The following is a 23647-nucleotide window of genomic DNA, read 5'->3' on the forward strand; positions in this document are numbered from 1 at the left end:
GGGGGTGCACGGCGTGAAGACCACGGTCATCGGCAGTTATCCCAAGATTCCCGATCCGCCCGCGCCGGGCCGCTGGCGCTCGAGCGTCGAGAAGCTTCAGCGCGGCGAGATCACGCGCGAAGATCTCCACCGGGTCGAGGACGAGGTGACGGCCGAGGTCCTGCACGAGCAGGCCGACGCCGGCGTAGATTTACTCACCGACGGGCAGATTCGCTGGGACGACGGGTTCACGTATTTCGCCCGCGGCCTCGCCGGGTTTACGATCAACGGCCTCCAGCGGTACTTCGATACGAACGTGTACTACCGCCAGCCGGTCGCGGCCGCCGAAGTCTCCTGGCGCGGCCCGATCACCGTGGCCGATTATCAGTTCGCCGCGTCGCACAGCACGCGGCCGGTGAAGCCGGTGGTGACCGGCCCGTTCACGCTCGCGGTGCTCAGCAAGGACGAGTTCTACGGCACGCTCGACCAGTTCGTGATGGCGCTCGCCGCGTCGCTCAACAAGGAGCTGCGCGCGCTCACCGCGGCGGGCGCGGCCGTGATCCAGGTGGACGAGCCGGGCCTGTTGACCCGGCGGGACCAGTTCCCGCTGTTCAAGCGCGCGTCGGAGGCGCTCTGGGACGGGATCACCGCGACCCGCGCCCTCTACACGTACTTCGGCCATCTCGACGGGCTGTATCCGGCGATCCTGGACCTGCCGGTCGACGTGCTCGGGGTCGACTTCGTCGCCGGGCCGCGCAACTGGGAGATTCTGCGCCGGGCGCGGTTCACGAAGGCCCTCGGCGCCGGCGTCCTCGACGCCCGCAACACCCGGCTCGAGTCGCCGGACGAGGTCGCCGCGCAGTCCCGGAAGGCCGCCGAGATCGCCCCGGCGGACACGCTGCAGATCGGGCCGAGCGCCGGGCTGGAGTTTCTCCCGCGCCGGGTGGCCCGCCGCAAACTCGAGGCGCTGGTCTCCGGCGTGCGCCTCGCCAACGGAGGTGCCGCATGACCCCGCCCGCCGCGCCCACGGCCGTCGCCACGCTCTTGCCCACGACGACCGTCGGCAGTTTCCCGAAGCCGCCGTATCTGCTGGAGGCGCGCCGCAAAGTGGCGCGCAAGCAGATGCCCGCCGCCGAGCTCGCGGCTCTCGAGCGCCGCGCCACGGAGGAATGGATCCGGCGGCAGGAGGAGCTCGACATCGACATCCTCGTCGACGGCGAGATGTACCGCGGCGACATGGTCGCGTTCTTCGCCGATCAGATGGACGGCTTCGAGATCGCCGGGCTCGTGCGTTCGTACGGCAACCGCTACTACCCGAAGCCCGTGGTCGTCCGGCCGGTGGGCCGCCGCGGCCCGCTCACGGTGGATTGGTACAAGTTCGCGCAGGGCCTCACGCCGAGGCCCGTGAAGGGCATGCTGACCGGCCCGTACACGATCGCGGAGTGGTCGTTCAACGAATACTATCCGTCGCGGCGCGAGCTCGTGATGGAGCTGGCCCGCGCCGTTCACGACGAGGCGGTCGACCTGGAGCGCGCCGGCGCGCGCTACATCCAGATCGACGAGCCGGCGATCCACACCCGTCCCGACGAAGACTTCGACCTCGCGGTCGAGGCAATGGACGTGGTGACGAAGGGACTTCGCTCCTACACGATCACCCACGTCTGCTACGGCGACGTGCCGAAGATCTATCCGGCGATGCTGCGCCTCGCGGTCAACCAGATCGACCTCGCGCTCAAGAACGACGATTTCGCGCTGCTCGAGACGTTTCGCTCGCCGCGGTTCACGAAGGACATCGGCCTCGGCGTGCTGGACGCGCACAGCCATCGCGCGGAGACGCCGGAGGAGGTCGTCGACGGCATCCGCCGGACGCTCGACGTGATCCCGGCGAAGCAGATCCAGGTGTCGCCCGACTGCGGCCTCAAGACGCGCACGATCGACGAAACCATGGCCAAGCTCGCTTCGATGGTCGAAGGGACGCGGCGCGTCCGGAAGGAGCTCACCGCATAACGCCGCCGGCCCCGCCGCTCGTCATCGTCGTCGAGGCGCACCGGACCCTGCGTGCCTCCCGGGAGCACGTGTTCGCGTTTGTCGCGCACCCGGAACACCTGCCGCGGTACGGGGCGCCGCTGTGGCTCGCCGCCGATCTCGACGATCGCCGAGGCGGCGACCCGCTCGTCACGCTGCGGGGGTACTTCGCCGGCCTGCCGGTCGAGGCGGTGATCCGGGCCGCGTCGCGCCCGCCGCAGAGCGTGGACATCACGCAGGTGCGCGGCACGCTCCGCGGGTTTTCGCTGCGCTTCAGGATCGATTCCGACGACGAGGGCACGCTGCTGGCCTGCCGCGTCGAGGCGGATCCGGGCATCCCGATGGTGTCGGACGAAGCGGCGAAGCATTTCCTCACCCAGTACGTCGAGCGCATGCTGGACCGCCTCCGGCTCGCCGCGGAGCGGCGCGCGCCGTCACGGCGGCCCCCGCGGCCCTCCGCCAAAGAGGCCGCGGAGTCCGAGGCCGGCGACGTCGCGGTCGACGACAGTCTCCCGGCCGGTGAGCCGGCCGAACCGGATCGCGAGCGCGCGCCCGAACCCGGTGCCGCGGCCCCCCCGGCACCCCGGCGGCGGCCGCGTCCGTTCCCGCCGCGTAGACCTCGTCCCCAGCGTTCCGGACCGCCGCAACCTGCCGAATCACCGCAGCAGGCGCCCGACGCGGGCATTCCCGAAGCCGAGGCCGCGACGTCCGGCCCGGCCGGTGCGGCGGACGCCGCGCCCGGGGGACAGGGACGCCGGCGGAGGCGCAGGCGCCGCCGCCGCGGGCGGGGTGCTTCCGGAGGCGGCCCGGCGGGTGGAGCGCCGGGAGCCGGACCGGCCGAAAGTCCCTAGCGAGACCCCCAGCACCGCAAGTCCGTGGGCATTGACAACCCCTTCGTCCCGCCACTATCCTGGTCTTAGGCTGAGAATTCTTCTCACCGGTCCGGTCGGTGCGCCCCGACGCGCAGCAACTCCGGCCGCCGTTCCCGTGGTTTGTCGAACGAGAGCGCCCGCGGCCGAAGAGCGGCGCGCCCGGTGCGGCCTGGGCGCTAGAGGCCGGCGAGAACGCAGGCGGCGAGGACTCGAGGAGGCTACAGAATGGCGGCACGATCCGTCGCGGTGACGCGCGAGCAGGTGGTCGACGCACTGCGCGATGTCATGGATCCCGAACTGCACAAGAGCATCGTCGAGCTCAACATGGTGAAGGACGTCGAGATCCGCGGCGGCGCGGTCAAGGTCGACGCGCTGCTGACCATCAGCGGCTGTCCGCTCCGCGAGACCATCACCAATTCGATCCGCGACAAAGTCAAGGCGCTGCCCGGCGTGGACAGCGTGGATGTGCAGCTCGGCGTGATGACCCAGGAGCAGCGGCAGGCCCTCGTCGGCCAGCTCCGGCCCGGTCCGCAGAAGCAGTCGCCGCTCCTGTCCCCGACGTCCACCACCCGCATTCTCACGATCGCCAGCGGCAAAGGCGGGGTGGGCAAGTCCACCGTCACCACCAACCTGGCCGTCGCGCTGGCCCGGCGCGGACGCAAAGTCGGCATCGTGGATGCCGACGTCTACGGGTTCAGCATTCCGAAGATGCTCGGCGTCACCGGCAAGCCGACCATCATCGATCAGATGATCATCCCGCTCGAATGCTGGGGCGTGCGCGTCATGTCGATCGGCTTCATGGTCGACGAGAACGAAGCCGTGATGTGGCGCGGGCCCATGCTGCACAAGGCGATCACGACGTTCCTCAGCGAGGTGTACTGGGGCGATGTCGAGGATCTGCTGATCGACCTCCCGCCCGGGACCGGGGACGTCTCGCTCACGATCGCGCAGACCCTGCCGCGCGCGGAGATGCTCATCGTGACGACGCCGCAGGAGACGGCGACGGGGGTGGCTTATCGCGCCGGCCGGATGGCGGAGAAGGTCAACACGCCGGTGGTCGGCGTGGTGGAGAACATGTCGTACTACCTCCCGGCGCCGGGCGCGGAGCCCGTGTACATCTTCGGCCGCGGCGGCGGCGAGCGGCTGGCCGGCCTGGTGCAGGCGCCTCTGCTCGGCCAGATCCCGCTCGATCCGGCGATCCGGGAAGCGGGGGACCGCGGCCGGCCGGTGACGGCGATGGCGCCCGACGCGCCGTCGGCGCAGGTGTTCTACGAGATCGCCGACGCGCTGCTCAAAGAATGAGCACCGTCCCGAAGCCGGAATCGACCGCGGCCTTGACGCCGGCCCAGATCAACACCGAGATCGAACAGCACGTCCGTCCGCAGACCTTCCCACTCGGCATCCGGATGCTGCGCGCGGGCGAGCCGCTGCCGGACAAGGTGCGCCGGCCCGCGGAGATTGGGATCAAGGTGGCGATCTGCCAGACCTTTTCGATCGCGCGCCGCTACGGGTGGGCGCTCGCGGTCGGCCGCGACGACTTGAGCTGTCCGCTCGCCAAGACCGCGTTCGGCTTCGAGCCCGTGCTGCCGTATTACGCGGAGGGGAACCTGGCGTGCGGCATGTACGTCGAGACGCCTGAAGCTGCCGCGCGGACGGAAGCCGAGGTGCCCAAGTTCGCGCTGGGGGAGTACGAGCGGATTCTCGTCGCGCCGCTCGGCCGCGCCGCGTTCGAGCCGGCCGTCGGCCTCGTCTACGGCAACTCGGCCCAGGTAATGCGGCTCGTCGCCGCCGCGCTGTACCAGCGCGGCGGGCGCCTCAGCAGCAGCTTCTCCGCGCGTCTCGACTGCGCCGACGCGGTGATCGAGACGATGCAGAGCGGGGAGCCGCAGGTGATCCTGCCGTGCTACGGCGACCGGATCTACGGCCAGACGGAAGACCACGAGATGGCGTTCGCGTTTCCGTGGGCGCGCGCGGCCGAGCTGGTCGACGGTCTGCGGGGGACGCAGCGCGGCGGCGTCCGGTACCCGATTCCGGCGTACCTGCGCTATACCGGCGAGTTTCCGGAGAAGTACCGCCGGCTCGACGCGATGTGGCAGGAGGACGCCGAGCGGCCGGACGTGGACAAGACAGGGGAAGAGAAGCGCAAGTGAAAGGGGCTGGCCGTTTCGGGCCGTTCCACGAGGACGGATCCTGGGGCGGCGACGCCTGCGCATCCCGCAGGTTAGTCCCCGCAAGGGGAGACGCCCAACCTTTAATGGGGGTGACCGAGCGTGGCTAAGCTCGTCAACGATCTATCGATTCGACTCGCGGGAGAGGCGGGCCAGGGCGTCGAGTCCGGAGGCGCCGGGTTCGCGCAGGCCCTCAGCCACGGCGGGCTCTGGCTGCACACCTACCCCGAGTACATGTCCCGCATTCGGGGCGGCCTGAACTTCTTCCAGATCCGCGTCTCGGAGCACCCCCTCTGGAGCCACCACGAGGGCATCCAGATGCTGCTCGCCTTCAGCCCGGAGGCGATCACCGATTACGCCGGCCACGTCGTGCCGGGCGGGGCGCTCGTCTTCGACGAGGGGCTCAAGGTCGACACGGCCGCGGCGGTCCGGCGCGGCGCGCAGCTGTTCAGCATGCCGCTGACCAAGATCGCGCAGGAACTCGGCGGGAACAAGATCATGGCCAACACGTGCGGCCTGGGCGCGCTCGCCGGCATCGTCGAGTATCCGTTCGACTTCATCGGCGACGTGATCACCAAGAACTTCAAGCGAAAGGGCGACGCCGTCGTCGAGGGCAACCTGAAGGTGGCGCGGGAAGGCTACCGCCTCGCGGCCGAGCGCTACGCCAAGTCCTTCGACTGGAAGATCAGCCCGCTCCCCGACCGTCCCGACCGGATGCTGATCAACGGCAATCAGGCGATCGCGGTCGGCTCGATCGCCGCGGGCTGCCGGTTCATCTCCGGCTACCCGATGACGCCGGCGAGCTCGGTGCTCGAGTTCATGGCGTCGCACGCCCGAAAGTACGACATCGTCGTCAAGCAGACCGAGGACGAGATCGCGGCGATCTGCTTCGCCATCGGCGCCGGCAACGTCGGCGCGCGTTCGATGACCGCGACGAGTGGCGGCGGCTTCGCCCTGATGACGGAGGCCCTCGGCCTCGCCGGGATGGCCGAGGTGCCGGTCGTGATCATCGAGGCGCAGCGGCCCGGGCCCTCGACCGGCATGCCGACGAAGACCGAGCAGGGAGACCTGCTGTTCGCGCTGTTCGCGAGCCAGGGCGAGTTTCCGCGGATCGTCCTCGCGCCCGGCACGCAGGAAGAGTGCTTCGACGCCACGGTGCGGGCGTTCAACCTGGCGGAGAAGTGGCAGTGTCCCGTGATCGTGATGACCGAGTTCTACCTGACCAACACCATGCGCACGCTGCCGCCGTCGGAGTTCCCGATCGAGCGCGTGGCGATCGACCGGGGCGAGCTGCTGACCGCGGAGCAGCTGGACAAACTCGGCGAGCCGTACCTGCGCTACAAGGACACGCCGAGCGGCGTGTCGCCCCGCGCGTTCGCGGGGCACCCGAAGGCGCTGCAGCAGACGTGCAGCGACGAGCACGACGAGTACGGCCACTTCGAGGACGAGGACGCGGCCAACCGCCTGCGGATGGCGGGGAAGCGCATGCGCAAGGTCCACAACATCGTGGAGGATCTGCGGGCGCCGTCGATCTACGGCCCGGAGCGGGCCGAGATCACGCTGATGGGCTGGGGCGCCACCTACGGCGCGGTGCGCGAGGCGGTGGACCTGCTGAACGCCCGCGGCACCCGCGCCAACCTGCTTCACTTCGTCGACATCTGGCCGTTCCCGGAGGCAAAGGCGGCGCCGCTGATCGAGGCCGCACGGCAGCTGATCGCGGTCGAGGGCAACCAGACCGGCCAGTTCGCGCAGATCGTCCGGGCGATGACCGGGCGGAAGGCCGACCGCATGATCTTACGGTGGGACGGCCGGCCGCTGTCCCCCGAGTACATTCTGGCGCAGCTCGAGGAGGCCAAGGTCCATGCTTGATCAGAAGCTCTACAACAACGCGATCAAAGTCACGTGGTGCCCCGGCTGCGGGGACTACGGGATCCTCAACGCGGTCAAGAGCGCGCTCGCGCAGCTGGAGATCCATCCGCACGAGGTGATGTTCTTCTCAGGCATCGGGTGCGGCAGCAAGCTGCCCGACTACCTGAACGCCAACGCGTTCACGACGATCCACGGCCGCTCGCTGCCGATCGCGATGGGCGCCAAGCTCGGCAACCACGACCTGCACGTCATCTGCATCACCGGCGACGGGGACGGGTACGGCATCGGCGGCAACCACTTCATGAACATCCTGCGCCGCAACCCCGACATCGTGCACATCGCCGAGAACAACATGGTCTACGGGCTGACGAAGGGCCAGTACGCGCCGACGAGCCCGCGGGGCTTCCAGACCAGCACGACGCCCGAGGGCAGTATCGAGGTCGCGTTCAACCCGCTGTCGACGGCGATCAACGGCGGCGCGACGTTCGTGGCGCGCGGGTTCTCCGGCGATCCGAAGCACCTCGCCAAGCTGATCATGGCGGCGATCCACCACAAGGGCTACGCGCTGGTGGACGTGCTGCAGCCGTGCGTCATCTACAACAAGATCAACACGTACGACTTCTACCGCGAACGCATCTACAAGCTCGACGAGGCCGGCCACGATGTGACCGATCGGACGGCGGCGTGGCACAAGGCGCACGAGTGGGGCGAGAAGATTCCGATCGGCATCCTGTATCAGGTGCAGGACCAGCCGACGTACGAGGATCAGGTCACCGAGCTCGCGGTCGGTCCCGTCGCGAAGCGCACGCTGGCGCCGCTCACGACGGCCCAGGCCGACGCGCTGCGCCGGGAGTTCTTTTAGCGGAGGGCCGAGGGTGGCGATCCCGTCCGGCAAGGTCGGGATGCGGTCGGCGGCGGTGCCGGGCGCCGGCCGGCCTGCGGCCGGCGCCCGTGTGATCCAAGCCGGCCGCCCAACGCGCGGCATGCGGCGCCATCAGCCGGGCGGCGTCGCCGCGCACCTCCGCGTCCTGGAGCGTCAGGGCTACCGCGCGACCCCGCAGCGGCGGGCGATCCTCCAGAGCCTCCTCAGTACCGGGCGGATCAATGTGCCGGCGGAAGACGTCTGCCGGCGCGCCCGCGCGCTCTGCCCCACCGTGAACCTTGCGACGACGTACCGGACGCTCGAACTGCTGGGCCGGCTTGGGATCGTGCGGCGGCTGACGTACGGGGATGGCCGGGCCGTCTTCTGCGCCAATCCGCGGCCCCATTACCACGGGACGTGTCTTGGGTGCGGCGCCGTCGTCGATCTGCCTCAGGGGCGGGTGGCGGAGGTCCTGGAGCGGGAGCAGTCCGGGCTCACCGATCCCGCGTTCGGCGTCGTGAGCCATCGCGTCGAATTCTACGGCTACTGCGCGTCCTGCCGCGGCGCAGGGGTCGAGGCGCTGCCTTCCGGCGGCCAGGCAGGCCGCGGGTGACGCGCGTCCGGTTCGCCGGCCGGGCCGCGATTCTGGCCGCGGCATTCGCGCTGAGCCTCGGTGGGTGGGGGAGTCCGGCGCACCGGCCCGCCGAAGCCGCTTCCGTGCCGGCTCCGGCGTCCGCCTCACCGTTTCCCGCTCTGCAGGGCCCCCTTAACATCACGGCCGACGAAGTGGTGGTCGACAACACCGGCACCGGTCTCATCGCGCGCGGGCACGTCCGCCTGACCTACAAGGCCGGCGTGGCCACGGCGAATCTTCTCCACCTCCGCCGCGCCGAGCGGACGGTCGAGCTCAGCGGCAACGTCACGCTGGCCGATCCGCAGGGCAAAGCGGCCGGCGACGACATCACCGTGACGTTCACCGCCGCCAATCAGGTCAGCCGGATCGTCATGGCCGGCAACGCCAGCGCCGAAACCAAGGATTATGCGCTGCAGGCCGACCACATCCTGGCCGACCGCGCCGCGGGCCGCCTCGTGGCCGACCGGCACGTCACCACGTTCATGGCGCCCGACCTGATCCTGAACGGCGACCGGGCCGTCTTCAACCAGGGGGCGCATTACGGCGTCATCAGCGGGCACGTCGCGGCGTCCAACCGCGCGGGACGCATTCTCGGCGAATGGATCGAATTCTTCCAGCAGAAGCAACAGGCGACGGTGCACGGGCCCGTGACCGCCGAGGTCTACGGCGCGACGATCACGAGCAGCATCGCCCACGTGGATTTTGTGAAGTCGAGCGCGGTCTTCACGGGGCACACGGTGGTCACCCGCCGGCAGGGTACGCTAAACGCCGACCGGGTGACGATCTTCTACAACACGCGGCGGCTCATCGCCGAGGGCGCGACGCACGCCCACTTTACGGATCTCGAAAGCGATAACCCCTAGTCGCGCCCCCCGCGCGGCCGGCCGCTGGTTCCTCGCCGTGGCGATCGGCGCCGCGGTGTTCGAGGCGATCGACGCGCTGAGTGCGGGCGGCGGTTCGTCCCTCAACGGCCGTTCTTCCGGTCCCTTCTCGGCAGTGCTCTTGTGGCTTCCGGTGATCTCGCCCGGCCTGGCCGGGCTCGTGGCGGCGTGGGCGGCCCCGCCCACGGCCCGCGCGGGTCTCCCGGCGGCGGCGGCGGCGGTATGGGCCCGGATCGGCGCGGACCGCCTCATCGGGGTGCTGCAAGGCGCGCAGCTGCCGCCGGAGACGGGCGTCGTGCTCGTCCTCGCGTTCGGGCTGCCGTGGACGGTGACGGCGCTTCTCGGAGGTCTGGTGCTCGTGGCGGGCCGGGCGGTGGTGCGGTCGCGGGCGCGCCCTAGGGCTCTTCGCCGCGCGTGATGTAATTGTAGAGCGTGCGGTCCCGGTACGCCAGGTTGAACTGCACCGCCGCGTCCCGGCTGCGGCCCGTGCGGTAGTAGGCCGAGCCCAGCATGTAGTGGAGGACGCTGTTGCTGGGGTCGAGGCGGACGGCCTCCTCCCACTGCGCGACGGTATTCTTCGCGTCGTTGTGCGTCGAGTACACGTACCCGAGGTAACCGTGGTTCATCGCGTTGCCCGGTTCCTGCCGGGTCACTTCGAGGAACTCGCGAAATGCCGTCTGGTGATCGCCCGAGACCCATGAGGCGAAGGCCAGGGAATACCGTGCCAGTAGGTCTTTAGGGTTCTTCTGCACGTCGGTCGAAGACTGCTGGATAATCCGGCGTTCCAAGGCCGGCCGTCCGGATTCGCCGCCCACCATGCGATCGATTTGCTTCAGCACGTGCCACCCGTCGATCAGCATGCCTTCGTGCGCGTAGACCATGGCAAGCCGGTACGATGTCTCCGGGTCCGGACGCTGCGCGATCTTCGTCTTGAGCCCCGGGATGAGGCCGCGCCAGCTGGATCCGGCCTGCTGCGCCTGCGCCGCGCGGCCGCCCGCCCCCAACAGAGCGGCGAGCAGCGCCAGCACGACGGCCACGGAGACGACGGACGGTACACGGCGGGGATTCGAACGCGAGGTCATCGGTGCGTCCTCCTGTCGGTCAACACTTCTAGTATACCGCAGGGCGGCTCCCGCCGCGCCGAGAAGTACAACCGGCGATGCGCGCCGTCCGGTTCCATCAGCACGGGGGCCCCGAGGTTCTGACTTACGAGGAAGCGCCCGACCCGGTTCCCGGTCCGGGTCAGGTTCTCGTCCGCGTGCGCGCCTGCGCGATGAACCACCTCGACATCCACGTCCGGCGCGGCATTCCCGGCATGACGCTGCCCCTGCCGCACACCCTCGGCAGCGACGTGGCGGGAGAGATCGCGGCGGTCGGGCCGGGCGTCACCGACTGCAAGGCCGGCGACGCGGTGGTCGTGAACCCCGGGGTCGGCTGCGGCCACTGCGAGGCGTGCCTGTCCGGCGAGGACAACCTCTGCCGGCGCTACTCGATCCTGGGCGAGCACATCCCCGGCGGCTACGCCGAGCTCGTCGCGGTGCCCGAGGCGAACATCCTGCCCAAGCCGGCGCGGCTGTCATTTGCGGAGGCGGCGGCCGTCCCGCTCGTCTTTCTCACCGCGTGGGACATGCTGGTGGTGGGCGCGCGTGTCCGGCCCTCGGAGACGGTGCTGGTCTGGGGGGCCGGCAGCGGGGTCGGGAGCGCCGCGATCCAAATCGCCAAAGAGTTCGACGCCCGGGTGATCGCCGTCGCGGGCGCGGACTGGAAGCTCGAACGGGCCCGCGCGCTCGGCGCCGACGAGACGATCAACCACGCCACGCAGCAGGTGGGCGACGAGGTCCGGCGCCTGACCGGCCGCCGCGGGGCCGACATCGTCTTCGAGCACGTCGGCCAGGCGACGTGGGAGACGAGCCTGCGGGCGCTCGCCCGCGGCGGCCGCCTCGTCACCTGCGGGGCGACGAGCGGCTTCGCGGCGCAGACGGATCTGCGGTACGTCTTCGCGCGCCGCGTTCTCATCCGGGGCACGTTCATGGGCGGCAAGGGCACCATGCACGAGATCATGCGGCTCGTCGAGGCCGCGCGGCTGCGTCCGGTGGTGCACGACGTGCGGCCGCTCGAGGACGTGCGCCGCGCGCACGAGGCGATGGAGCGGAGCGAGCAGTTCGGAAAGCTGGTGCTCGAGCCGTAACGGTCAGCGCTTCGGCGCCGGGGCGGGATGCTCGGCGCCGATCCACGCGGCGCCGCCCTCCCACACTTCCTTCTTCCAGATCGGCACCGTCTGTTTCAACGTGTCGATCGTGTAGCGGCCGGCGTCGAAGGCGTCGCCCCGATGCGGCGCGGAGACGGCGACCGCCACGCTCGGCTCGCCGACCCCGAGCCGCCCCGTGCGGTGCACGATGGCGATCCGCGTGACCGGCCAGCGCTCCGTGACCGTGGCGGCGATCTTCGCCATCTCGCGGCGGGCCAGCGTTTCGTACGCTTCGTAGACCAGGTGGTCGACGCGCCGGCCGCGGGCGTTGTCGCGGACGACGCCGAGGAACAGGACCACCGCGCCGGCCCGCGGATCGGCGACCGCGCGCAGGACCCGGTCCGTCGAGATCGGCCCGCCGGTCAACTCGACCGTGACGGCTCCGGCGTCCCCGCCGCTCACGGGCGGAATCAGCGCCACTTCGGCGGCGCCGCGGAGCGGGCGATTGCCGGTCACGTATTCGTCGTTGATCGCGAACCCGGACGGCGGCGGGAGGGTCCGAAGACCGGGGTACCGGGCGACGAGCGCCGTCCACAGCGCGGCGCCGTCGGCGTCGTCGTGCAGCGGAAGTTCGACCTGCGAGGCGCCCACCGCTTCCCGGTACGAAGCAAAGAGCCGGACCTTGATCTTCACGGCCACGATTGTAGCATAGGCGGAACCATACGGCCGCGCGGCGCGTTACGATGGGATGAGCGTCCGGGAAAGTACGGAACGCGTGGAATTCACAACGGCCGGCGGCGCGCCCGCCCGCAAGGAGATGGCAGCGCGTGTTCACCGTTCGACGTATCGCGATCGTCGCGCTCGCGGTTGCATTCGCGACCGCGGGGACGTTCCCGGTGGCGGGGCGGGCCCCGGCCGCCAACGCGGCGCTCTTCAGCGTGAGCGAGCAGCAGGAGATCCAGATCGGGCGTGAGGTCGAGCGGCAGCTCGCCCAAAAGCCCGGCTTCGTCGACGACCCGGGGTTGACCGAGAATCTCACCGAGATCGGACACAAGCTGGCCGCGGTCTCGGAGCGGCCCAAATTGCCCTGGACGTACCACATCCTGCGCGACAGCAGCGTGAACGCGATCGCCGCGCCCGGCGGGTACATCTTCGCGACGCGCGGGCTGTTCGGCTTCGTCAAATCCCAGGACGAGCTGGCCTTCGTGATCGGGCACGAGACCACGCACGTCGCGCACCGGCACGCCGTCGATCTGGCGCAGAAGGACATGGAACTCCAGTTTGGCGCCGTGATTCTCTCGCAGGTGTTGTTCGGCGGCAGCTGGTCCGCCTCGATCTTGAGCCAGATCGGCCGGAACATGATCGACGCGAAGTTCTCGCGCGACAAAGAGTACGAGGCGGACCATTACGGCGTCATCTACGCCCGGAAGGCGGGATACGACCCGACGCAGTCGATCGCGTTCTTCGACCGGCTGCGCACCCAGGAAAAGACCCAGCCGGGGCTCGCCCGGGCCTTCGAGAGCCACCCGGAGACGCCGGCGCGCATCGGCGCCGTCTGCACCGAGTTGACCGGGATGGGCTACCACATCACCTGTCCGGTGGCGCCGGCCTCGGCCGGCCGTCCCGCCTCGCCGGGTGGTCCGGCGGGATCGACCCCGGCCCAGCCCGCGGGCACGCCGGCCCTCGCCCCGTCGCAGGAGCACAACTAAGCGGGCGGAATCCGCGCGAAGGGATCGCCCGCGGCGCGGCCCGAAGTTCCCGGCGTGAGCCGCGCCCGGATCGCCGACCCGTACGCCGCGCCGGGCACGTATCGCAAAGCGCAGCTGCACTGCCACACCACGCGCTCGGACGGTCGCGACGACCCCCGAACCGTCGTCGAGCGCTACCGCGCCGCCGGCTACGCCTTCGTGGTCTTCACGGATCACAATCGCGTGACCGCCTGTGACGAGCTCAACGACGGCGCGTTCGTGGCGCTCCCCGGCGTCGAGACCACGGTCCCCCGGCCGTTCCGGCCGCTCGGCCCGCATATGGGCCGGCTTGGTGCGCCGGGGTCGCTCGACGCGCGCGGCGCGCAGGCCTGCGTCGACGCGACCGTGGCCGCGGGCGGCGTCGTGTCGCTCCACCATCCGTCGTGGACCGGCAACTTCGGGACCGGACGATGGCCGCTCGCGGAGATGCTGGCGCTTCGCGGTTACCACCTCGTCGAGATCAGCAACCACCACAGCGGAACCCGGAGCGACCTGCGGCGCTGGACCGCGGTGCTCCGGCGCCGCGGCGCGACCGGGGCCGTCGGGGCTGTCGCGGCCGACGATTTGCACCGCCCGCGCGATCTCGACACGGGCTGGGTTATGGTGAAGACGCCCGCCGTCGCCGCCGGTCCGTTTCTCGACGCGCTGCGGTCGCTGGCGTTCTACGCGTCCACGGGTCCGGTCGCAGAGTTCAGCGTGCGAGACGGGACGATCACCGTCGAGACCGACGCTCCAACGATCCGGTTCATCGACGGTGCGGATGGTGTGCGCGTCGAACGGTCGGGGCCGTCGGCAGCCTATGAACCGGCCGGTGATGAACAGTTCGTCCGGGTGGAATGCATTGGGCGCTCGATGACCCGGACGGGGGTCCCGGCGACCGCCTGGTCGCAGGCGTTCTGGATCGACCTGAGCTAACGACGGCGCCGGGCCGCGCGCGGCCCGGCCGGACGCGGCCCGGCCGTTCCTCCCGATCCGACGCGCGGCGCCGCGACCCCCAGCGCCAGGCGAATGTACGTCGTTAGCATGTGATTGATCGCAAGGTGCGCATCCTCGACGACCTGGTAATCGTCGCTCGGCACCACGATCGCGTGGTCCGCCAGCGCCCGCACCGCGCCGCCGTCCCCGCCGAGGAGCGCGAACACGCCGGCCCCCGCGACGCGCGCGGCGCGCGCCGCCGCCACGATGTTCGGCGAATGTCCGCTGACCGAGAGCAGCAGGACGGCGTCTCCCTCCCGGGCGAGGGTCGTTACCTGCTCCGCAAACGCCGTCTCGTAGGCGCCGTCGTTGGCCCAGGCCGTCACCACGCTGGACGCGTCGCCGAGGGCGACGGCGCGAATCCGGGGGGCACCGGCGCGGGGCGGGCGGCCCAGCGCCGCCTTGCCGAGATCGACCGCCATGTGGGACGCGTTCGCGGCGCTGCCGCCGTTCCCGGCGATGAGGAGGAGCCCCCCGGCGCGCGTGATCTGCCAGAGCCGCTCGGCCGCGGCCACGAGGTCCGAAGTGTCGACCGCGGCGAGGGCCGCGCGGAGCCGGAAGACGTGGTCGTCCATCGCGGCGCGGGCCGTGCCGGGCGCCACGGTCATGCCGGCGGAGACCGGCCGTTTGGCGGCGCGTCGAGCGGCCGGGCGCGTGCGGCTACTCCTCGACATAGATGATCCGGCTCCCGAACGGTTCGAGGTGAATCGGGATCCGCCGCAGCTCCGGCAGGCGCTCGACGATCCGCGCGTGGTCGCGCGGCGCGGCGAACAACAGCAGGAAGCCGCCGCCTCCGGCGCCCACCACCTTCCCGCCGACGGCGCCCGCCGCGCGGGCCCGATCGTACCACTCATCGATCTGCGGGCTCGAGATGCCGCTCGCGAGCCCGCGCTTGATCTTCCACCCGGCGTCGAGGATCTCGCCGACCGTGTCGAGCCGGCGGTCGAGGATCGCGGCGCGCAGGTCGAGCGCCAGGTCGCGCAGCCGCGCCGCGTCGCTCAGCGCCGCGGCGCCGTCCTCGAAGTTGCGCTGCTGTTCGGCGAGAATCGAGTCGGCCCGCCGCGTGAACCCGGTGTAGAGGAGCAGCAGATGCGCCTCGAGCCCGCGCCGGAACTCGCCGCCGGGCAAGAGCGGCTCGACCAGGACGCCGTCCGGCTCGAACCGGATGAACTGCAGTCCCCCGTACGCGGCGATGTACTGGTCCTGCTTGCCGATCGGCTTGCCGAGGCGGCCGAGCTCGATCTCGCAGGCTTCCTCCGCGAGCCGCTTCGCGCCGACGTGGCGGCCCGCGAAAGCGTGGAGCGCGTGCAGCAGCCCGACCGTGTAGGTGCTGGAGGAGCCGAGCCCGGTGCCGCGGGACGGAATGTCGGAGATCGAAGTGATTTCGATCCCGCCGCTGATCCCGGTCGTCCGCAGCGCTTCGCGGATCAACTCGTGCTTGAGATCGTCCACGCGGTCCACCATCTCCGTTGTGGAGTAGCTCGCGCGGATCTTGTCGTCGAACTTCCGGTTGACGGTGATGTACATGTACTTGTCGATCGCGGTCGCGACGACGGCCCCGGATCCGCGCTCGTAGACCGCCGGAAAGTCCGACCCGCCGCCGGCGAAGCTGATGCGAAGCGGTGTGCGCGTAATGATCACGGCGCAACACATTCGCGCAGCGGCACGATTTGCTCCTCCCGCGCGGCCTGCCGTATAATCCATGCGTGATACGCCGTCCCGCGGAACTGGTCATCGTCTCGAGCGGGCCCGGTGAGGTCTCGACGTGGGCGGTCCCGATGGCGCGCGCCGCGGCGGCGTGGGCCGCCGCCCGCGGGCAGACGCTCACGCTGTCCCTCGTGCTCCCCCCGTGCCAGTTTGCGAGCGGCCAGGAAGCCGCCTTCGCCCGCCGTCAGGGCCTCTTTTCGCGCGTGCTCGGGCCGCGCGACTGCCTCGCCGTGGTGACCGGCCTGCGCCGCCTCACGCTCGCCGGCAGCGGCTGCGTGCTGCACCTGGGCGGCGACCTGTGGTATTCGTCCACGCTGGCCCGCCGCGCGGGGGTGTCCGCGTACGCCTACGTCGAGACGCCGCTGATCCGCTCGCGGGCACACCGCTTCGCGCGCATCTTCGTGCCGTCGCAGGACCTGGCCGGCCGGCTGATGTCCGCGGGGGTGCCCGCCGGCCAGGTCGTGACCGTCGGAGACCTGCGCGTCGACGCGCTGACCCAGGCCCGGCCGGCCGCGCGGCCGCGGCGCGGCGGCGCGCGGGTCGCGCTGTTCCCGGGCAGCCGGCGGTGGATTGTCGGAGGCTTCCTGCCGTTCTTGCTCGAGACCGCGGACGCGATGCGCGCGCGCCGGGGCGACGTGGAATTCGCGCTCGTCGCGTCGCCGTTTCTCCCCCGCGGGGCGCTCGCCGCGGCGCTGCGCGGCGGGCGGACCAACGTGGAGCGTCTCGGCATCACCGTCGTGGACGGCGACGACCTCGGGGCCGCGGCCGGGACGGACCTTGCGATCACGCTGCCGGGTACCAACACGGTGCAGCTCGCGGTGCTCGGCGTGCCCATGGTCGTCGTGCTGCCGCTCGACCACCCGGGGCGCATCCGCACCGAAGGGTTGAGCGAGTGGCTGGCGCGGATTCCCGGTCTCGGCGGCGCCATCAAGGGCGTGATGGCGTGGCGGTTTCTCCGGCGGCCGCACGCGCTGGCGTGGCCCAACCGGGAGGCGGGGCGGATGATCGTGCCGGAGATGGTCGGCCGGGTCGACCCGGCCGAGGTGGCGCGCCGCGTGCTCGCGATGCTCGACGATCGGGCCGGACTCGACGCAACCGCGCGTGACCTGCGGGACGTGTACCGCACGCCGGCCGGGGTCGCCGACCGCATGCTCGAGGTGATGGCCGCGGCGCTGACCGGCCCCGCCGAACGCCCCGCGGTCCTGGCGTGACGCCGCGCCTCCTGATCGTCAGCAACGGCTACGGCGAGGATCTCGAGGCGGCGCAGATCGTCCGGGCGCTGCCGCCGGGGCGCGTCGAGGTCGCCGCCTATCCGCTGGTCGGCCTGGGGCATTCGTTCCCGCGGGGTGTCGATCTGCTCGATCCGCGGCGCGACTTTCCGAGCGGCGGCTTCGGCATCCGCGCCGGATGGCAGAGCATGTGGGCGGATTTGCGGGGGGGCTGGCTCGCGTTTTGGCGCCGGCAGCGGCGGACGCTGCGCGCGCAGCGGGGCAAGGCCGGAGTCGTGCTGGCGGCGGGCGACGTGTACTGCCTCGGGATGGCGGCCGCGGCGGGCGGCCCGACCGTGTACCTCGCGCTGCCGAAGTCGGAGTACGTCTCGCCGCATTCGCCGCTCGAGCGTTCGCTCATCCGGCGATTTGCCGACCGGGTCTTCGCGCGCGACGAGGTCACGGCGGACGCGCTGCGGCGCCGGGGGATCGACGCGCAGTACGTCGGCTTCACGCTGATGGACACGCTGGCGCTGACGGGGGAGACGTTCGGCTTGCCGGACGGGCGTCCCGCTGTGACGCTGCTGCCCGGAAGCAAGCCGCCCGCGTTCGAGAACCTCAACCTGCTCCTCCGGGCGATGGATCTCGTGGCGGCGCGCCTGACGCCGGCGCCGGACGTGCTCGTCGCATGGCCGCCCAACCTCGCGGGCGAGCGGCTGCGGCGCACGATCGAAGCCGCCGGCGGGACCTGGAGCGACCCGCGGCACTTCCGCGCCGGCGCGCTCGACGTCACCGTGGCCTCGGACCATTTTGCCGATGCTCTGGCGCGAGGGACCGTGGTCCTCGGCATGGCCGGCGCAGCGCACGAGCAGGCGGCGGGCCTCGGGAAGCCGATCGTGGCGTTTCCGGGCACCGGGCCCCAATTCACGCCCGCGTTCCTCGCGGAACAGCAGCGGCTGCTCGGTGACGCGCTCGTTGCGACCCGTTCGGCGGAAGAGGCCGCGGAGGCGATCGTGCGCCTGCTGAGCGACCCGGCCGAGCGCGACCGGCGGGGACGCGTCGGGCGCGAGCGGCAGGGCGGGCCCGGCGGCGCCGCGGCGATCGCCCACTATCTGCTCCAACGGCTCGCGGCGTAGGACGCAGCGCCCGGATGCGGAACCGCGAGCGCGTGTGGGCGGCGGCCGTGCTGGCCGCCGCGGTCATTCTGACCTTTTACCGCCTCGGCGCCGGCACGCTCTGGGATCAAGACGAGACAAAGTACGCGCAGGTCGCGCGCGAGATCCTCCAGACCGGCGACCCCATCACGCTCCACGTGAACGGCAGTCCGTGGTACGTGCACCCGCCGCTCTACATGTGGCTGGTCGCGGCGACGGGCCGGATCGCCGGGTTCAGCACGTTTACCGTTCGCCTCTGGTCGGGCGCCGGGAGTGTGCTCGCGGTGTACGCGACGATGCTGCTCGGCTGCGCGCTGTTCAACGCGCGTACCGGCATCCTGGCCGGTGCCGTCCTCGCGGTCACCTTTCACTTCCTCGTGCAGTCGCGGCTCGCCGTCTTCGATACGGTGCTGCTTGCCTTCATGCTCCTCGCCACCTACCGCGCGGTGCTCGGCTACCGGCGGGGGCGCGCGGCGGACCACCTGTGGTTTTTCATCTTTGCCGGTGTCGCGACCCTGACGAAGGGCCCGATCGGCCTCGTCTTGCCGGGCCTCGTGATGGCGGCGTTCGTCACGGTGCGGCGGGCGTGGTCTCGGTGGCGGGAAGTGCCCTGGGCCGCGGGGCTCGTCCTGTACGCGCTGATCGGCCTGTCCTGGTACGCCGCGGAGGCGCTGCTGCACGGTCCGGCGTTTGTCCGGACGGTGCTGGGCTACTACGGCGTCGGGCGGTTCTTCGGCGTCGTGGAGAATCAGGCCGGGCCCTGGTACTACTACGTTCCGATCCTCGTGCTCGGCGCGTTTCCGTGGAGCGCCTTTTGGCCCGCCGCGGCGGTCTGGCACGGCCGGCGGCTCCGCGACGACGGCAGCCTGTTCGTCGTGCTGTGGTGCGGCATCGTCATCGTCTTCTACTCGATCGCGCAGACCAAATTGCCGAATTATGTCCTGCCGGTGTATCCTCTGGCCGCGGTCGGCGTCGCGGCGATGTGGGACCGTCTGCTCGAGCGGCGGCCGGACGCGGGCGCATGGCGGTTGACCGCCTCCGCCGCGCTGCTGGCCGCGCTGGTGGCGGCGCTCGAGTGGGGCATCGGGCACTACCTTTCGGGCCTGTACCCCCGGCAGTACCACGAGTTCAGCCGGGTCCTGATTCCGCCCGGCATCGCCCTCGCCGCCGGGGCCGCGGTCGCGATCGCGCTTCTCGTCGCGGGACGCCGCGCGGCCGCGTTCGTCGCGTTCTGCGCCGCGATGGCGCTCACCTGGCTCGGCGTGATCACGTGGGTCGTCCCGCTCGTGGAGGCGCAGAAGCCGATGCCGGTCGCGGCCCGCGCGATCGCCGAGGCGTGGCGCCCCGGCGATCGAATCGTGGGCTACCGGCTCGATATCTACTCGTCGCTGATCTATTACTCGGGGCACCGCGTGGAGTGGCTCGACACGCCGCTGGAACTGGCCAACGACGCCTGCCTGCCGGGCCGGGCGTTCATCGTCATCGCCAAGTCCGAGCGGCCGCACGTGGCGCTGCCGAAAGGACTGACCATGTTGTCATCGCCCGATGGCGTCGACGTGCTGGTGAAGCCGGCGGACCTCAAGTGCCCCTAGGTGATGATGTCAGTGATGATTACCGGCCCTCGCTTCGTCCCGCCGCCGGCTCGCGGTACACGGCGTCGCTGCGGCCCGTGGCGGGACGCACCGGCTGCGGCGCCGCGGACGCGCGTGCCGTCGCGTCGGGCGACCTGAGCGCCCGGAACACGCCCTCGTAGAACGCTTCCCACAGCAGAAAACTGTAGCATTCATTCAGAATCAACAGCCACCCGCGCGCCTCTGCCCGGGGCACGATCCACCAGATCAGCGGCGTGATCAGCGGCGTGCGGTAGACCAGCCACTTCACCGGCAGCATGAACGGCGCGATCTCGAGAAAGATCCCGATGCGCGGCGCGCGGTGGTACTTGCGCCAGAAGTAGACGGCGCCGACGCCGGCCTGACGCAGCTTCTCCCGCACGCCCATCAGATCTTCGACGTGATGGTGGTATCCGAGCGCGAGCGGCTCGTACTCGAACCGCACCCCGCGCCCGTGCATCCGGATCGCGAGCTCGATGTCCTCCCAGCCGTAGCCGCTGAACGTCTCGTCGAAGCCGCCGGCCTCCAGCACGTCCTGCCGGAGCATCGAGCAGTTGCGCGTCGTCACGTGAAACGGGGAGAGGTCGCGGCGCCGGCGGATCGTGAGGTCGGGTGTCATCTCCTTGACCTTCATGAACGGCGTGACGCGCGACTCCGGATGGGTGATCGTGCGGCCCTGGACGCCCCGGCCCGCGGCGCCGGCCGGATAGTGCCGGTGGTGCTCGGCCAGCAGCGTCGGCGTGGCCCAGAGGTCGGAATCCAGGAAGACGACGATGCGGCCTTCCGCGCTGCGCACGCCGAGGTTCCGGGCCGCGGAGCGGCCGCGGTTGGCCTCGGTGACGCAGCGGACCGCCGCGCCCGGCTGCCGCTGCGCCTCGGCCAGCATCTCCGCGGTGCCGTCCGTGCTGCCGTCGTCCACCACGACGATCTCGTACAATTCGGACGCCAGGGTCTGGTCCCGCAGCGCCCGGATCGTCTCCCGCAGCACCTCGCGGTTGTTGTACGTGGGGATGATGACGCTAATCTCCATGGGCCCGGCTTCCCGGCCGCATCTGGCCGTTCGCATAGAGATGGGCGAGATAGTGCGCGTTGAGCACGCCGGAGAGGAGGATTCGCCCGAGGCCCGGCACGCCGGCCCGGTCGGCCCAGCGGACGCAGGCTTCGACGTTGGCGGGGCCCACTACGCCGAACACCCGCTGCACCGTGTTGAGCGCGTGGTGGAACGGCGTGAACTGCAGGGCGAAGCGCGCCTCGAGCGTCGGGTGCTTTTCGTAGAAGAGCCACGCGGTGCGGGCCCGCTCCGCCTCCTTGGCGAGCAGCCCCTCGAGGCTCCCCGGCGAGACCTCTTCGTGATAGTGGTACAGAGCGGCGTCCCGGCGGTAGACGCGGCGGAGGCCGAGCGCGCGCAGGCGGAAGCCCAGGTCGAGGCCCTCCCAGCCGTAGGGGTAGAACACCTCGTCGAAGAGGCCGACCTGGTCGAGGTGGCGGCGCCGCACCGAGGCGTTGTCGGTATCGAAATACGCCGTCGAGAGGTCGAGCAGACCGCCGCGGACGGCAAACGGCTGCTCGTACGACCGCGTGAGGATGACCGGGCCGCGGCCGACGGCGTTCGGGTGCGCCTCGTGAATCGCCACGTGCGCGGCTAAAAACGACGGCGCCGCGAAGTTGTCGCTGTCCACGAAGACGATGACGTCCCCGCGCGCCTCGCGGATCGCGTGGTTCCGCGCGCCCGGCACGCCCCGCCGCTCCCGCAGCCAAAACGGCCGCACCGCGCAGCGCGAGCTCCGCACCGCGGCCTCGACCACGGTCCGCGTCTCGTCGGTGGAGGCGTCGTCCACCACCAGGATCTCGTACCGGTCCGGCGCCAGCGACTGGTCCGAGAGGTACTGCAGGCACCGGGCCAGCATCGCGGCCCGATTGCGCGTCGGGGTGATGACGCTCGCGGTGAGGCTCACGACGCCGGCGGTGATTTCACGGCGGCCGGTCCCGCGGGCCGTCCGGCAGGCACCGTCACCGGAACGGCGGCCTCCTCGAGCAGCTGGCTGCGGACGAGCCGGCTGTACGGACCCTCGCGCGACGCGAGCTCGTCGTGCCGGCCCGTCTCGGCGATCTGTCCGTCCAGCATGACGACGATCCGGTCCGCGCTGCGCACGGTCGAGAGCCGGTGCGCCACGATGAACGTCGTACGCCGCTCGGTGAGCCGCGCCATCGCGTCCTGGATCGCCTCCTCCGACTCGGCGTCGAGCGCGGAGGTGGCCTCGTCGAGGATGTAGATCGCCGGGTCGTTCAGCACCGCCCGGGCGAACGCGAGCCGCTGCCGCTGCCCGCCCGACAGCTGCATGCCGTCCTCGCCCAGGTCGGTGTCGTAGCCCCGCGCCAGGGCCGCGATGAAGCCGTGCGCGTTCGCGACTCGGGCCGCCTGCTCGATCTCCGCGCGCGAGGCCCGGGGCCGGCCGTAGGCGATGTTCTCCGCGATGGTGCCCGCGAAGAGGATCGTCTCCTGCGGGACCAAGCCGATCTGCGCCCGCAGCGAGGCGATCGTGACGCGCCGGAGATCGTAGCCGTCGATCTCCACCGTCCCCCCGGTCGGATCGTAGAAGCGCGGGATGAGGTTCACGAGGCTGGTCTTGCCGGCGCCGCTTGGTCCGACGATCGCGACGTGCTCGCCGGGCTGCACCTCGAACGTGATATCGCGCAGCGCGAGGCGGTCCGGCTCGTAGGCGAGGGAGACGTGCGAAAATCGGACGCGCCCCCGGAGGCGCGGCATCGGGATCGCGCCCGGCGCGTTGCGAACCGTCTCCGGCACGTCGAGCAGCTCATAGACGCGCTCGAGCCCCGCCATCGCCTGCCGCGCCTCGGAGTAGAGCCGCGTCAGGCTCATCGCGGGATCCATCGCGAGGGCAAGGTACCCGAGGAACGCGAGCAGCGAGCCCGGGGTCATTTCGTGGCGCGCGACGTACTGCGCGCCGCCCCACAGCACCAGCACCAGCGCGAGCGCGGTCAGCAGGCTGACCAGCGAGACCTCCACGGCGATGAGGCGGCGGATGCCGTAGTTGGCCTGGAACGTGCGCTCGTTCTCGCGCCCGAACCGCTGCTCCTCGCGCGACTCCTGCACGAACGCGCGGATGACGCGCGCGCCGATCACCGACTCTTTGATCAGCGCGGTGAGGGAGGCGACCTGCCGCTGCGCGCGCGTGGAGATCTTGTGCACTTCCCCGCCGAACAACCGCGCCGCCAGCACGAACGCCGGCAGGGTGAAGAACGTCAGCACCGCCAGGCGCCAGTTGATCAGGAAGACCATCACGATGATCCCGGCGAGGGTCAGCCCGGTCGTGATGACGTCGACGATGCCGCCCAGGAGGCGCTGCTCGATCAACTGTGTGTCCTGGATGGTCCGCGAGATGACTTCCCCGCTGTGCCACGCCGCGAAGCGCGCGAGCGACCACCCCTGCACGCGGTGGAAGATGCGCGCCCGCAGGTCGGCGACGAGGCGGTGGCCCACGAACGCCAGCAGCGATAGCTGCACGTAGAGGCAGATGCTGCGGAAGATGTAGATGCCCAGGACGACCAGCGCGGCGCGGTTGAGGATGCCGAGGCTGCCGGTCTGGATGATCCGGTCGGCCTGTTGGCCGAGGTACCGCGGCACGTACAGCCAGGCGACGGCCACCAGGACCGCCGCGCCGACGCCGCCGATCAGCTGGACCGTGTACGGGCGCAGAAACGCGGCGAGCCGCCGCAAATCCGCCATGGGGCCATTATACATGGGG

General features: G+C 71.0%; 23 protein-coding genes. 16 read left to right on the top strand and 7 right to left on the bottom strand.

Annotation, left to right across the window (positions count from 1 at the left end):
* Positions 1 to 13 precede the first annotated feature (13 nt).
* From VKT83_03005 to VKT83_03050, 10 genes are all read left to right on the top strand, one after another.
* Complete coding sequence (locus VKT83_03005) at positions 14 to 988, top strand: methylcobamide--CoM methyltransferase (GenBank protein HLY21416.1); 975 nt, start codon at positions 14 to 16, stop codon at positions 986 to 988.
* A complete protein-coding gene (locus VKT83_03010; GenBank protein ID HLY21417.1) occupies positions 985 to 1986 on the top strand; it encodes a methionine synthase in 1002 nt (333 codons plus the stop codon). Before VKT83_03005 ends, VKT83_03010 begins: the two co-directional genes overlap by 4 nt.
* A gap of 23 nt (positions 1987 to 2009) precedes the next feature.
* Positions 2010 to 2855, top strand: a complete 846-nt coding sequence (locus VKT83_03015; GenBank protein ID HLY21418.1) for an SRPBCC family protein — start codon at positions 2010 to 2012, stop codon at positions 2853 to 2855.
* A gap of 246 nt (positions 2856 to 3101) precedes the next feature.
* Positions 3102 to 4178, top strand: a complete 1077-nt coding sequence (locus VKT83_03020) for an Mrp/NBP35 family ATP-binding protein (GenBank protein ID HLY21419.1) — start codon at positions 3102 to 3104, stop codon at positions 4176 to 4178.
* Positions 4175 to 5026 (top strand): DUF169 domain-containing protein, encoded by an 852-nt coding sequence (locus tag VKT83_03025; GenBank protein HLY21420.1) that lies wholly within the window; start codon positions 4175 to 4177, stop codon positions 5024 to 5026. Before VKT83_03020 ends, VKT83_03025 begins: the two co-directional genes overlap by 4 nt.
* A 120-nt stretch (positions 5027 to 5146) precedes the next feature.
* The gene (locus tag VKT83_03030; protein HLY21421.1) at positions 5147 to 6913 is read left to right on the top strand and encodes a 2-oxoacid:acceptor oxidoreductase subunit alpha; all 1767 of its coding nucleotides are present in this window, start codon (positions 5147 to 5149) and stop codon (positions 6911 to 6913) included.
* Positions 6906 to 7775 (top strand): 2-oxoacid:ferredoxin oxidoreductase subunit beta, encoded by an 870-nt coding sequence (locus VKT83_03035; protein ID HLY21422.1) that lies wholly within the window; start codon positions 6906 to 6908, stop codon positions 7773 to 7775. The genes VKT83_03030 and VKT83_03035 overlap by 8 nt, the downstream gene beginning before the upstream one ends.
* 13 nt (positions 7776 to 7788) lie before the next feature.
* Complete coding sequence (locus tag VKT83_03040; GenBank protein HLY21423.1) at positions 7789 to 8388, top strand: Fur family transcriptional regulator; 600 nt, start codon at positions 7789 to 7791, stop codon at positions 8386 to 8388.
* Positions 8385 to 9272, top strand: a complete 888-nt coding sequence (locus tag VKT83_03045; protein HLY21424.1) for an LptA/OstA family protein — start codon at positions 8385 to 8387, stop codon at positions 9270 to 9272. Before VKT83_03040 ends, VKT83_03045 begins: the two co-directional genes overlap by 4 nt.
* A gap of 37 nt (positions 9273 to 9309) precedes the next feature.
* A complete protein-coding gene (locus tag VKT83_03050; protein ID HLY21425.1) occupies positions 9310 to 9708 on the top strand; it encodes a hypothetical protein in 399 nt (132 codons plus the stop codon).
* Here VKT83_03050 and VKT83_03055 read toward each other — a convergent pair.
* Positions 9686 to 10372 (bottom strand): hypothetical protein, encoded by a 687-nt coding sequence (locus VKT83_03055; GenBank protein HLY21426.1) that lies wholly within the window; start codon positions 10370 to 10372, stop codon positions 9686 to 9688. The genes VKT83_03050 and VKT83_03055 overlap by 23 nt on opposite strands.
* 77 nt (positions 10373 to 10449) lie before the next feature.
* Here VKT83_03055 and VKT83_03060 point away from each other — a divergent pair, with 77 nt between their 5' ends.
* Positions 10450 to 11478, top strand: a complete 1029-nt coding sequence (locus VKT83_03060) for a zinc-binding dehydrogenase (GenBank protein ID HLY21427.1) — start codon at positions 10450 to 10452, stop codon at positions 11476 to 11478.
* A gap of 3 nt (positions 11479 to 11481) precedes the next feature.
* Here VKT83_03060 and VKT83_03065 read toward each other — a convergent pair whose 3' ends face one another.
* Positions 11482 to 12177, bottom strand: a complete 696-nt coding sequence (locus VKT83_03065) for a molybdenum cofactor biosynthesis protein MoaE (GenBank protein HLY21428.1) — start codon at positions 12175 to 12177, stop codon at positions 11482 to 11484.
* A gap of 128 nt (positions 12178 to 12305) precedes the next feature.
* Between VKT83_03065 and VKT83_03070 the strand changes: the two genes are divergently transcribed.
* On the top strand, positions 12306 to 13187 hold the full coding sequence (locus tag VKT83_03070) for a M48 family metalloprotease (protein ID HLY21429.1): 882 nt from the start codon (positions 12306 to 12308) through the stop codon (positions 13185 to 13187).
* Positions 13188 to 13241: 54 nt separating this feature from the next.
* Positions 13242 to 14141 (top strand): hypothetical protein, encoded by a 900-nt coding sequence (locus VKT83_03075; GenBank protein HLY21430.1) that lies wholly within the window; start codon positions 13242 to 13244, stop codon positions 14139 to 14141.
* Here VKT83_03075 and VKT83_03080 read toward each other — a convergent pair.
* Together VKT83_03080 and VKT83_03085 are read right to left on the bottom strand one after the other, a co-directional pair.
* Entirely contained in the window at positions 14138 to 14809 is a 672-nt protein-coding gene (locus VKT83_03080) for an SIS domain-containing protein (protein ID HLY21431.1), read from the bottom strand. The genes VKT83_03075 and VKT83_03080 overlap by 4 nt on opposite strands.
* 52 nt (positions 14810 to 14861) lie before the next feature.
* Positions 14862 to 15842, bottom strand: a complete 981-nt coding sequence (locus VKT83_03085) for a GHMP kinase (GenBank protein ID HLY21432.1) — start codon at positions 15840 to 15842, stop codon at positions 14862 to 14864.
* Between the two features lie 65 nt (positions 15843 to 15907).
* On the opposite strand from VKT83_03085, the gene VKT83_03090 reads away from it, so the two are divergent.
* The 3 genes from VKT83_03090 to VKT83_03100 are packed head-to-tail and all read left to right on the top strand — an operon-like array spanning position 15908 to position 19862.
* The gene (locus VKT83_03090) at positions 15908 to 17119 is read left to right on the top strand and encodes a hypothetical protein (protein HLY21433.1); all 1212 of its coding nucleotides are present in this window, start codon (positions 15908 to 15910) and stop codon (positions 17117 to 17119) included.
* Positions 17116 to 18252, top strand: coding sequence for a lipid-A-disaccharide synthase-related protein (locus VKT83_03095; GenBank protein ID HLY21434.1), 1137 nt, complete (start codon positions 17116 to 17118; stop codon positions 18250 to 18252). Before VKT83_03090 ends, VKT83_03095 begins: the two co-directional genes overlap by 4 nt.
* A gap of 14 nt (positions 18253 to 18266) precedes the next feature.
* Positions 18267 to 19862, top strand: a complete 1596-nt coding sequence (locus VKT83_03100; GenBank protein ID HLY21435.1) for a glycosyltransferase family 39 protein — start codon at positions 18267 to 18269, stop codon at positions 19860 to 19862.
* Between the two features lie 19 nt (positions 19863 to 19881).
* Here the strand turns inward: VKT83_03100 and VKT83_03105 are convergent, their stop codons facing one another.
* Genes VKT83_03105 through VKT83_03115 form a run of 3 tightly spaced genes read right to left on the bottom strand, consistent with a single transcriptional unit; the run spans position 19882 to position 23628 of the window.
* The gene (locus VKT83_03105) at positions 19882 to 20910 is read right to left on the bottom strand and encodes a glycosyltransferase (protein ID HLY21436.1); all 1029 of its coding nucleotides are present in this window, start codon (positions 20908 to 20910) and stop codon (positions 19882 to 19884) included.
* Entirely contained in the window at positions 20900 to 21835 is a 936-nt protein-coding gene (locus tag VKT83_03110) for a glycosyltransferase family A protein (protein ID HLY21437.1), read from the bottom strand. Before VKT83_03110 ends, VKT83_03105 begins: the two co-directional genes overlap by 11 nt.
* On the bottom strand, positions 21832 to 23628 hold the full coding sequence (locus tag VKT83_03115; GenBank protein HLY21438.1) for an ABC transporter ATP-binding protein: 1797 nt from the start codon (positions 23626 to 23628) through the stop codon (positions 21832 to 21834). Before VKT83_03115 ends, VKT83_03110 begins: the two co-directional genes overlap by 4 nt.
* Positions 23629 to 23647: the final 19 nt, after the last annotated feature.

The organism is bacterium (assembly GCA_035308905.1).
Classification (GTDB): Bacteria; Sysuimicrobiota; Sysuimicrobiia; order Sysuimicrobiales; family Segetimicrobiaceae; genus DASSJF01.